This window comes from Enterovirga sp. CN4-39 (assembly GCF_049446235.1).
Classification (GTDB): Bacteria; Pseudomonadota; Alphaproteobacteria; order Rhizobiales; family Beijerinckiaceae; genus Enterovirga.
Window position 1 is genome coordinate 1 of record NZ_JBMSEF010000004.1, and the last position, 8,927, is coordinate 8,927.

Sequence of the window (8,927 nt, forward strand, 5' to 3'; positions counted from 1 at the left end):
GGCAGATCACGTCGCAGGCGGAAAAGAAGGCGCCGCGGCCCGAGGGCACCTCGAAACCATCCGCCTTCGCCCGCTCCAGCGAACCCTCGCGACCTAAGCAGAGGACGCGCATCCCGAAGGCCCGGCCGTAGCCCGCGACGAGCCGGCCGATCCGGCCATAGCCGTAGACGCCCAGGACCTTGCCCTTGAGCTGCGTGCCGAGGGTCGCCTGCCACTGCCCGGCACGGAGCCGGCCGGCTTCTTCCGGGATGTGGCGAAGAGCGGCGAGAACCAGCCCCCAGGTGAGTTCGGCGGTCGAACTCGGATCCCCCGCTCCGGCGGCCGAGACGTCGATACCCGCCTTGGCACAGGCCTTGAGGTCGAGATGGTATGTGTTGCGCCCGGTCTGGCTGATGAACTTCAGGTGCGGAAGCCGGGCGATCACCGCGCCTGGCAGCGCTGTCCGCTGCTGGATCATGACGAGGGCGTCGAAGGGAGCGAGGCGCTCAGCGAGCGCATCGGGATCCCTCACGCTGTCGGCGAACGTCGTGACCTCATGCCCGGCCAGCGCAGGGAAACGCGGATGATGTCGAAAGGCGTCCTGGTAGTCGTCGAGCACCGCGATGCGCATGGTCCGGCTCCACGCGGCGGCGCGATCTGCGTCCCGCTAGACTCTCCTAAGCCCGCGCGGTGCGGCCCTCAATTGTTCGCCTGGATGAAGTTGCGGACCAGGGGATAGACCTGCCCTTCCCATTTCCGGCCCGAGAAGACGCCATAATGTCCGACGCCGGCCTGGAGGTGGTGGCGCTTCATGTAGGGCCTTAGCCCCGTGCAGAGCTCGTGGGCCGCGACCGTCTGGCCGACGGAGCAGATGTCGTCGCGCTCCCCTTCCACGGTCATGAGCGCTGTCCGCCGGATCGCCCGCATGTCGAGCGTGCGGCCGCGATAGGGGAGCTGGTTCTGGGCGAGAAGGTTCCGCTGGAAGACGCGCTCGACCGTCTCGAGATAGAACTCGGCCGCAAGGTCCAGAACGGCGAAATACTCGTCGTAGAAGGTCTTGATCTGCAGGGCCTTCGCGGCCTCGCCCCGGACCAGATGCCAGTACAGGTCGAGATGACCCTTCATGTGCCTGTCGGCATTCATCGACATGAAGGCGAAGAGCTGGACGAAGCCCGGATAGACGCGGCGGCCGGCGCCGGCATGGCGATCGGGCACGGTGGCGATGAGGTTTCGCTCGAACCAGGTGATCGGCCGCCCCATCGCCAGCTCGTTGACCTTGGTCGGATTGACGCTCGTGTCCACCGGGCCGGCCATCAGCGTCATTGAGGCGGGAGCGCAGGGATTCTTGGTCTCGTTCATCACGGCGGCTGCCGCGAGCGCCTGCACGGCCGGCTGGCACACGGCGACCACGTGACTCCCCGGCCCCATCTCCTCGAGGAAGCGGACCACATGGTCGACATAGTCGTCGAACCCGAACGCGCCTTCGGACAGGGGCACGTCCCGGGCATTCGTCCAATCGGTGATGAAGACGTCATGGTCGGCGAGGAGCGTTCGCACCGTATGGCGCAGGAGCGTGCCGAAGTGGCCGGACAGCGGCGCCACGACGAGCACCCGCGGCTGCGGCTGGTCGAGGTCCTTGCGGAAATGGGTCAGCGTGCCGAAAGGCGTGACGCAGGCGGGCTCCTCCGTGACGGGCACGTCGCGATTCCCGACCGTGACCGAGCCGATTCCATAGCCGGGCCGGTCATGGGTGAGCCCCGCCCGCGTCAGCATCTCGCCCGCGGCCGTCAGCCAAGTGGCCGGCTGGCCGTAACCGGCGTCCATCCAAGGAGACCAGGCGCGCTGCACGGCGCGGCCCCAGCTGCGCATGCCGTGGGCCACGTCCGACCCGATCTCATAGGCGTGATAAAGCAATTGCGGCCCGCGCTCCGGCTGAACATCCTCGGAGCAAGGCTAGACGATTGTTTGCTGCGCTGCGAGATGCTTCTGTACAGGAGCGGACGCGCGAAAGGACGCTGGGAGCCATGACCGAGGCAACGCTCACCATCTCGAGCCGGAACTACTCGTCGTGGTCGCTGCGCGGCTGGCTCGTCTGCCGGATGGCAGGGCTCGACTTTGCGACGGAGCTGCTTTCGGGCACCGACCCGTCGAGCCGGGCCGAGCTCCTGCACCTGTCGCCTTCCTTCCTCGTGCCGCGACTGACCCATGGCGGGATCCGCGTCTGGGATACTCTGGCTATTGCGACCTACGTCAACGAGATCAGGCCGGATGCACGCCTCCTGCCCGAAGACGCAGCCGCGCGCGCCTGGTGCTGGTCGATCTCGGGCGAGATGCATGGCGGCTTCATCAACCTGCGCTCCTCGCTGCCGATGAACCTCAAGGCCCGGCACGAGAACTTCAAGATCTGGGGCGGCGCCGCCTTCGACATCGAGCGGGTCACCACGATCTGGCGGGAGTGCCTCGCGCGATATGGCGGGCCCTGGCTCTTCGGGGACCGGCCGACGCTTGCCGACGCCATGTACGCACCCGTCTGCACGCGCTTCGTGACCTATGGCGTCGCGTTGTCGGAGGAATGCGCGACCTACCGCGACCATGTCATGGCATGGCAGTTGATGCGTGAATGGACCGAGGCCGCTCTCGCCGAACCGGACGAGATCGAAGAACTCGACATGGAGTTCTGAGCCTCGCTGGCCTGCCGCATCACAGGATCCCGGCATGACTTGATCCCAGTACGGCAGTCCCAGCTCTCGTCACCCAAGTTCCGCCAGTGCCACCGCGAATTGCCGGGCGTTCTGGGACAGGAGCGCGGTCCAGATCCTGGCACTTCCGGGCCGCTCTGGGTCTTCGGCGCGGCACGTGCCACCCTCCCCCGGCAGGATCGCGAAGCCCGCCGGCTCTCGGGCTAGGCCCAGCCCGATCGCCTTGAGATAGGCCTCCTTCGCGGCCCAGATCCGCGCGAATTCACGCTCCCGCTCGCCGTCGGACAGCCTCGCCAGAAGGGCTCGTTCCCGCTCGTGCAGGACGTTCCAGGGCGGTTCCCTCCCAGGCTCGACGGCCTCGATATCCACGCCGAGCGGCCCGCGTCCGACCGCCACGGCCGCCACACCATCGCGGCTGGCGGAGGAAAGAACCAGACCGCGAGGCTCGACCAGGACCGGCGCCCTTCCGGGGGCGTGCACGATCCGGACGTCCTCCATGGCGCAGCCGGCGACCCTGCTGACGAGTTGGCGAAGCACGAGGCGTCGTACCTCCGGGCTGACCGCCGGCGCGACGAGCACGGCCGCGAGCTCGCCCGCCCATTCGTCCGGATGTCCGATCAGCCGCATGGTTGCGCTTAGCCGGCGCCGCGCCCCGAGGCGAGGGCCCCGAAACCTTCATCCTCGTTGACGAGCGACCCAAACGGGCGCATCCGGAGCTCCTCCGTGCCCGACCCCTCTCCCTCCTCACGCCCGACCCTGACCTGGAGCGGCTTCCTGCTGGGCGCGCGCCTCCTCGTGCCTGTGCTGCCGGGCCTTGTCGTCTACGCGCTTGCCTTCGGGGCCGCCTCCGCCAACCGCGGCATGAGCCTTGGCGAGGCCACCGCCATGAGCGCCTTGGTCTATGCCGGCGCGGCCCAGATGGTCTCGCTCGAGGTATGGCAGCCCACCTGGACGGCGGCCGCCCTGCTGACGATCGCGATCGTCACCGCCGCCGTGAATGCGCGCTTCCTCCTGATGGGAGCGGCCCTTCAGCCATGGCTTCGCGGTGCCCCTCCGGTCCGGACGGCGTTCGGCCTCTTCTTCCTGGTGGATGCGAGTTGGATCCTGGCGACGCGCTACCGCGACGGAGGAGGACGGGACCTGGGTGTCCTGTTCGGCGCGGGCTTCACGAGCTGGCTGATCTGGGTCGGCGGAACCATCCCCGGCTATCTCGCCGGCTCGCTCGTGGCAGAGCCGCGCCGCTATGCGCTCGACCTCGTGATGCCGATCTTCTTCGCCGCTATGGCCGTGCCCCTATGGCGAGGTCTCGCGGTCTCGGCGCTTCCCTGGGCAGTCGCGGGTGTGGTCGGCATCGTCGTCCAAGCCGTCGTGCCAGGCTATCTCTTCATCGTCGCGGGTGCGCTCGCTGGCGCCCTGGCCGGAGCTCTGCGCCGTGATCCCGCCTGACCTCGCGGCATACGGATCAGCGCTTGCGATCCTCGGCATGGCGATCGCCACCTATCTCTGCCGCGTTTCCGGCGTTGTCCTGATGAGCCGGGTGAGGCTGACGCCGGCGGTGCAGCGCGCCCTTACCGCGCTTCCCGGCTCGATCGTCGCCGCGACCGTCCTCCCGATCGCGGCGCGCTCCGGCTACGATGCCATTGCCGGCATCCTAGCGGGGGTCATCGTGATGGCCCTGACCCGGAACGAGGTGGTCGCCCTGTTCAGCGGCCTCGGGATCGTGGCCGCGATCAGGTTCATGGCTCCGATCTGAGGCGCATCCGGATCCGGAAGGACAGGCCGTCGCGCGTGTCGCGATAGGCATCCATGATTTGGTCGCGCGAGCCCTGGACGATCGTCGGGTCGGCAGTCGGCCAGTACTCCACATCGCAGGCGAGCGTCCGCGTCAGTTCGAGCGCCGCATGGTGCGCCTCGGGCGAGAGCGAGATGACGAGGTCGAAATTGAGCCCCTCCCACTCCTCGAGCTCGGCCAGCGTGCGCGGCTTGTGCCTGGAGCCGTCTATGCCGACCTCGTCAAGGGCCGCGACCGCGAAGGCATCGCGCTCGCCCGCCCGGATGCCTGCCGACTGAACGTAGATCGATTTGCCGAAATAGTGACGCGCCAACGCCTCCGCCATCGGGGAGCGGACGGAGTTGTGCGCGCAGACGAAGAGGACGGACTGGACCTTGCGACGGGGTACGTCGCCTGGGAAAGGCGGCGGATGATCGGCCAATCTCAACCCTTCCAGTGAAGGGCGTAGATCAGCGTGAAGAGGCGGCGCGCCGTGTCGAAGTCGATCTCCACCTTGCCGTCGAGGCGCTGCACGAGGAGTTCCGAGGCCTCGTTGTGGAGCCCTCGCCGGCCCATATCGATCGCCTCGATCTGGGCGGGAGAAGCGGACCGGATCGCCTTGTAGTAGCTGTCGCAGATGAACTCGTAATCCTTGATCACCCGCTTGAGCGGCGTGAGCGACAGGTAATGGGTGAGGCAGCCAGAGCCATCGGCCGCCTTCACCTCGAAGGCGAGCTTCTTTTCCACGATCGCGAGGTGAAGCGTATACGGGCCGTTGTCGTGATCCGGCACGCCGAAGGTATTTTCCTCGACGATGTCGTAGATCGCGATGGCGCGTTCGTGCTCCTGGTCCGGGTTGCCCCGACCGATGGAGGACTCGTCGAGCGTCACGGCGATGAGGCGGTTCTTCCTCTCCTGCTTCGCCGCCTCGCTCATCGTCTTATTGCCCCAGCCGAATGGCGATCGAGCGCGCATGGGCATCGAGGCCCTCCGCGCGGGCGAGCGCTATGGCGGCCGGCCCGAGATGCGCGAGCGAGCGAGGATCGCAGCGCAGGAACGAGGTGCGCTTCATGAAATCGATCACGCCCAGCCCCGAGGAGAAGCGGGCTGAACGAGCAGTCGGCAGGACGTGGTTCGGACCGGCGACATAGTCTCCCATTGCCTCGGGCGTATGCGAGCCGAGGAAGATCGAGCCCGCATTGCGAACCCGGGCGGCGAGCGCATCCGCATGCTCGGCCTCGATCTCGAGGTGCTCCGGCGCGATCCTGTCGACAAGCGGCAGAGCGCTCTCGAGGTCCGAAACCAGGATGATCGCGCCGAAATCCCGCCAGCTCGCGCCCGCGATCGCGACCCGCGGCAGCGCGGCGAGTTGGCGCTCGACAGCTCGCTCGACCTCGTCGGCGAGTTCGGCCGAATCCGTGATCAGGATGGATTGCGCCGCGGTGTCGTGCTCGGCCTGGGCGAGCAGGTCGGCGGCGAGCCATTCCGGGTTCGCGTGCCGATCCGCCAGGATGAGCACCTCCGACGGACCTGCTATCATGTCGATCCCGACCTGACCGAAGACGCGCCGCTTTGCGGCGGCCACGTAAGCGTTCCCTGGGCCGACGATCTTGGCAACCGGGGCGATCGTCTGCGTCCCGTAGGCCAGCGCCGCGACCGCCTGGGCGCCGCCTATCCGGTACACCTCGTCCACGCCGGCGATCCGCGCGGCCGCCAGCACCAACGGATTGACGACGCCATCCGGCGTCGGCACGACCATGACGACCCGCTCGACCCCCGCCACCTTGGCCGGGATCGCGTTCATCAGGACGGAGGACGGATAGCTGGCGGTTCCGCCGGGAACGTAGAGGCCTGCGGCCTCTACTGCGGTCCAGCGCCAGCCGAGGCGCACGCCCGCGTCGTCCGTGGAATCGTGGTCGGGCGGGATCTGCCTCGCATGGTAGGTTTCGATACGGGTCGCCGCGAGACGCAGGGCATCAAGGGCTTCCCCGTCCGACGCCGCAAGCGCGCGGTCGAGTTCGGCCTCGGAGACGCGCAGCATCTCCCGGGTGACCTCGTGCCGGTCGAAACGGCGGGTCAGCTCGACGAGCGCGTCGTCGCCGCGGCTGACGACGTCCGCAATAATGGCCGCGACCGCCTTGTCGACGTCCTCCGCAACCTCGCGCTTCGCACCAAGGAGGGCCGCGAAGGCCTGCGCGAAATCCGGCTGCGCAGCGTCAAGCCGCTGCGCCATCAGGCGCTCTCCACGTCGTGGACGGGTCGCTTCTCCGCTGCCCAAACCGGGCCAAGATCCTTCATCAACGCCTCGATGCATTCCAGCTCAAGGCGGATGCAGGCCCCCCCCGCGAAATGCAAGATGGCGGCCCCGGAGGGCGGATCGGCGGGTTCGAAGGTGATCGCGAGGAGGTTCAGCACCTCGTCCGGCCGGCCGCGGTCGATACCGCGCACCTTGACGGCAAGCACACGGTCGAAATGGCAGCCCGTCAGGCGTCGTCGGGGCTCCCTGTCGGCGGCCTCCCAGTCGAACCGGCGCCCGACAAGCGCGAAACGCCGCTTCTCGGGCAGAAAGGTCAGGTCACCGACGCGGATCACGGCGTCTTGGAGGTGGGTGGAAACGATCGCGAGATCGTCCGAGTCGAAGGCGGCGAGCTTCAAAGGCTCCATGAGGACCACCGTGTTGTTTCTTTGAAGGCCAGATAGCTACGCGCTCGTCCCCCCGCAACGGGCCAGCGCTGCTGTTACCCAGGCGCCTGATCCGCTACCACGCGCGGAGCCGTGCACGGACGGGCCGGCCCTTGAGGCCCCCGACGAGAGAGACGAGAGGCCGATGAGCAGCGAAGAGACCGCCATCCTGAGGGAGGACCGCGACGGACCCGTCCTGATCCTCACGATGAACTATCCACAGCGGCGGAACGCGCTCTCGCTGCCGCTGCGCGCCGCGCTCATCGACGCGCTCACGGCCGCGATGGCCGATACGGCGGTCCGGGCTGTCGTGCTGTGCGGCGCAGAGGGCAACTTCTCTTCCGGGGGCGACCTTTCGAGCATGGAGGGCGTGACTGGCGTGAGCGGGCGGGAGCGCCTGGCGAACGTCCATCGCCTGATCCGGCTGCTCGTGACGGGCGAGAAGCCGGTCATCGCAGCAGTCGAGGGCTATGCCTTCGGGGCCGGCCTGTCGCTCGCAGCCGCCTGCGACATCGTCGTGGCGTCACGGACGGCGAAATTCGGCTGCTCCTTCAACAAGATCGGCCTCATGCCCGACCTCGGCGCGGTCTGGACGCTCCCCCTGCGGATGGGCCTTGGCCGGGCTAAGCACATCATGCTCCGCGGCCAGACATTCGGGGCCGAGGAGGCGGAGCGTTGGGGGATCGCAGAAGTCCTTGCCGATCCGGGCCAGGCGGTCGCCGAGGCGGTCGCGATCGCCCACGAACTGGCGGCCGTGTCTCCCCTGTCGAACGGCTACACCAAGGCGCTGCTCTCCCGGATGCCGCGCGACCTCGAGGAGATGCTCCGCGCGGAGGCCGACGCACAGGCGGTGCTCTTCACCTCGGAGGACTTCGACGAGGGAAGGCGGGCCTTCCTGGAGAAGCGCAAGCCTGCATTCGCGGGTCGCTGAGCGAGAGGCTGGTGGCGCGAGGGGGCGGGAACGGCTATCGGCACGACGAGAATCGCCTGCCCTCCCCCGGATCCCCTCATGCGCCGCATCTTCGTCCTCAACGGCCCGAACCTGAACCTGCTCGGGACGCGCGAGCCGGGGATCTACGGCACGCTGAGCCTTGCCGATATCGAGGAGCGGCTGAAGGCGCGCGCTGGCGGTCGGGCCGAGATCGTCTTCCGGCAATCGAACCACGAGGGCGAGCTTGTCACCTGGATCCAGGAGGCCGGTTCGGAAGACGCGGGCGTGATTCTCAACGCCGGCGCCTACACCCACACGTCGGTCGCGTTGCGCGACGCGATTTCCGGCGCCAAGGCGGAGACGATCGAGATCCACCTCTCGAACACCCATGCGCGCGAGCCGTTTCGGCACAAGTCCTTCATCACGGCCGTTTGCCGGGGAGTCATCGCGGGGTTCGGACCTCTCTCCTACGAGTTGGCCCTCGAAGCGCATCTCGCCCCGCGGGATTGATCCCCCGGCCGCGCGGCTCACGCGTAGCGGCGCGCCAGGATGGCGGAACTCATTGCAGTCCCCCGCGCCGCGTGGTGCTCACCGCCCGTGATCAGCCGCGTCGTGTGGTCGAGGGCCGAGGTGAGCGCGCCGAGGGTCGCCTCCGGGACGCCCTCCCGCCCGAGCTCGTGCCGCACCCGCGCGATTTCCTCGCGCAGCGAGCCGATCCGGTCTAGAAGCTCCCCCGTATCCACCTGGTCGAGCCGGCGGGCCGTGCGGACGGCCAGCCTTGCCGTCACCGTCTCTCCGCCCCGGGCCTGAAGCAAACCGAACATCAGCTCCTCCGTCGTTCTCCTCGCCATATGTTCATGTTTTG

Annotated in this window: 13 protein-coding genes; 5 read left to right on the forward strand and 8 right to left on the reverse strand. The window is 68.1% G+C overall.

Going from position 1 to position 8,927, the window contains the following annotated elements:
* Both ACO2SS_RS08475 and ACO2SS_RS08480 read right to left on the reverse strand, forming a co-directional pair.
* Positions 1 to 610 (reverse strand): NAD(P)-dependent oxidoreductase (locus ACO2SS_RS08475; RefSeq protein WP_423277185.1); only part of this gene is annotated, 610 nt, incomplete at its 3' end.
* Positions 611 to 678: 68 nt separating this feature from the next.
* Complete coding sequence (locus ACO2SS_RS08480) at positions 679 to 1,893, reverse strand: polyhydroxyalkanoate depolymerase (RefSeq protein WP_423277186.1); 1,215 nt, start codon at positions 1,891 to 1,893, stop codon at positions 679 to 681.
* Positions 1,894 to 2,003: 110 nt separating this feature from the next.
* Between ACO2SS_RS08480 and ACO2SS_RS08485 the strand changes: the two genes are divergently transcribed.
* Positions 2,004 to 2,660 (forward strand): glutathione S-transferase family protein, encoded by a 657-nt coding sequence (locus ACO2SS_RS08485; RefSeq protein ID WP_423277187.1) that lies wholly within the window; start codon positions 2,004 to 2,006, stop codon positions 2,658 to 2,660.
* A 69-nt stretch (positions 2,661 to 2,729) separates the two neighbouring features.
* Here ACO2SS_RS08485 and ACO2SS_RS08490 read toward each other — a convergent pair whose 3' ends face one another.
* A complete protein-coding gene (locus tag ACO2SS_RS08490) occupies positions 2,730 to 3,305 on the reverse strand; it encodes a 4'-phosphopantetheinyl transferase family protein (RefSeq protein ID WP_423277188.1) in 576 nt (191 codons plus the stop codon).
* Between the two features lie 96 nt (positions 3,306 to 3,401).
* On the opposite strand from ACO2SS_RS08490, the gene ACO2SS_RS08495 reads away from it, so the two are divergent.
* Positions 3,402 to 4,124: an AzlC family ABC transporter permease gene (locus ACO2SS_RS08495; RefSeq protein WP_423277189.1), complete on the forward strand. Its 723-nt coding sequence runs from the start codon at positions 3,402 to 3,404 to the stop codon at positions 4,122 to 4,124.
* A complete protein-coding gene (locus ACO2SS_RS08500; protein ID WP_423277190.1) occupies positions 4,111 to 4,431 on the forward strand; it encodes an AzlD family protein in 321 nt (106 codons plus the stop codon). The genes ACO2SS_RS08495 and ACO2SS_RS08500 overlap by 14 nt, the downstream gene beginning before the upstream one ends.
* Here the strand turns inward: ACO2SS_RS08500 and ACO2SS_RS08505 are convergent.
* From ACO2SS_RS08505 to ACO2SS_RS08520, 4 genes are read right to left on the reverse strand one after another with little or no spacing between them, the layout of a single operon-like run.
* Entirely contained in the window at positions 4,415 to 4,891 is a 477-nt protein-coding gene (locus tag ACO2SS_RS08505) for a low molecular weight phosphatase family protein (RefSeq protein WP_423277191.1), read from the reverse strand. The two genes, ACO2SS_RS08500 and ACO2SS_RS08505, sit on opposite strands and share 17 nt — an antisense overlap.
* Positions 4,892 to 4,893: 2 nt before the next feature.
* Positions 4,894 to 5,385 carry a UPF0262 family protein gene (locus ACO2SS_RS08510; RefSeq protein ID WP_423277192.1) on the reverse strand — a complete coding sequence of 164 codons (492 nt, stop codon included), beginning with the start codon at positions 5,383 to 5,385 and terminating at the stop codon, positions 4,894 to 4,896.
* Positions 5,386 to 5,389: 4 nt separating this feature from the next.
* Positions 5,390 to 6,682, reverse strand: a complete 1,293-nt coding sequence (gene hisD / locus ACO2SS_RS08515) for a histidinol dehydrogenase (RefSeq protein ID WP_423277193.1) — start codon at positions 6,680 to 6,682, stop codon at positions 5,390 to 5,392.
* On the reverse strand, positions 6,682 to 7,113 hold the full coding sequence (locus ACO2SS_RS08520; RefSeq protein ID WP_423277194.1) for a DUF2948 family protein: 432 nt from the start codon (positions 7,111 to 7,113) through the stop codon (positions 6,682 to 6,684). The genes hisD and ACO2SS_RS08520 overlap by 1 nt, the downstream gene beginning before the upstream one ends.
* Positions 7,114 to 7,276: 163 nt before the next feature.
* On the opposite strand from ACO2SS_RS08520, the gene ACO2SS_RS08525 reads away from it, so the two are divergent.
* Together ACO2SS_RS08525 and aroQ are read left to right on the forward strand one after the other, a co-directional pair.
* Positions 7,277 to 8,062 carry an enoyl-CoA hydratase/isomerase family protein gene (locus tag ACO2SS_RS08525; RefSeq protein ID WP_423277195.1) on the forward strand — a complete coding sequence of 262 codons (786 nt, stop codon included), beginning with the start codon at positions 7,277 to 7,279 and terminating at the stop codon, positions 8,060 to 8,062.
* Positions 8,063 to 8,140: 78 nt separating this feature from the next.
* Complete coding sequence (aroQ, locus tag ACO2SS_RS08530) at positions 8,141 to 8,572, forward strand: type II 3-dehydroquinate dehydratase (protein ID WP_423277196.1); 432 nt, start codon at positions 8,141 to 8,143, stop codon at positions 8,570 to 8,572.
* A 17-nt stretch (positions 8,573 to 8,589) separates the two neighbouring features.
* Here aroQ and ACO2SS_RS08535 read toward each other — a convergent pair whose 3' ends face one another.
* On the reverse strand, positions 8,590 to 8,886 hold the full coding sequence (locus ACO2SS_RS08535; RefSeq protein WP_423277197.1) for a hypothetical protein: 297 nt from the start codon (positions 8,884 to 8,886) through the stop codon (positions 8,590 to 8,592).
* Positions 8,887 to 8,927: the final 41 nt, after the last annotated feature.

Excerpts from the sequence above, each read along its gene's own strand:
- ACO2SS_RS08510 (WP_423277192.1), bottom strand. The coding sequence starts at position 5,385 with ATGAGCGAGGCGGCGAAGCAGGAGAGGAAGAACCGCCTCATCGCCGTG.
- ACO2SS_RS08535 (WP_423277197.1), bottom strand. The coding sequence starts at position 8,886 with ATGTTCGGTTTGCTTCAGGCCCGGGGCGGAGAGACGGTGACGGCAAGG.
- hisD (WP_423277193.1), bottom strand. The coding sequence starts at position 6,682 with ATGGCGCAGCGGCTTGACGCTGCGCAGCCGGATTTCGCGCAGGCCTTC.
- ACO2SS_RS08485 (WP_423277187.1), top strand. The coding sequence starts at position 2,004 with ATGACCGAGGCAACGCTCACCATCTCGAGCCGGAACTACTCGTCGTGG.
- aroQ (WP_423277196.1), top strand. The coding sequence starts at position 8,141 with ATGCGCCGCATCTTCGTCCTCAACGGCCCGAACCTGAACCTGCTCGGG.
- ACO2SS_RS08490 (WP_423277188.1), bottom strand. The coding sequence starts at position 3,305 with ATGCGGCTGATCGGACATCCGGACGAATGGGCGGGCGAGCTCGCGGCC.
- ACO2SS_RS08520 (WP_423277194.1), bottom strand. The coding sequence starts at position 7,113 with ATGGAGCCTTTGAAGCTCGCCGCCTTCGACTCGGACGATCTCGCGATC.
- ACO2SS_RS08525 (WP_423277195.1), top strand. The coding sequence starts at position 7,277 with ATGAGCAGCGAAGAGACCGCCATCCTGAGGGAGGACCGCGACGGACCC.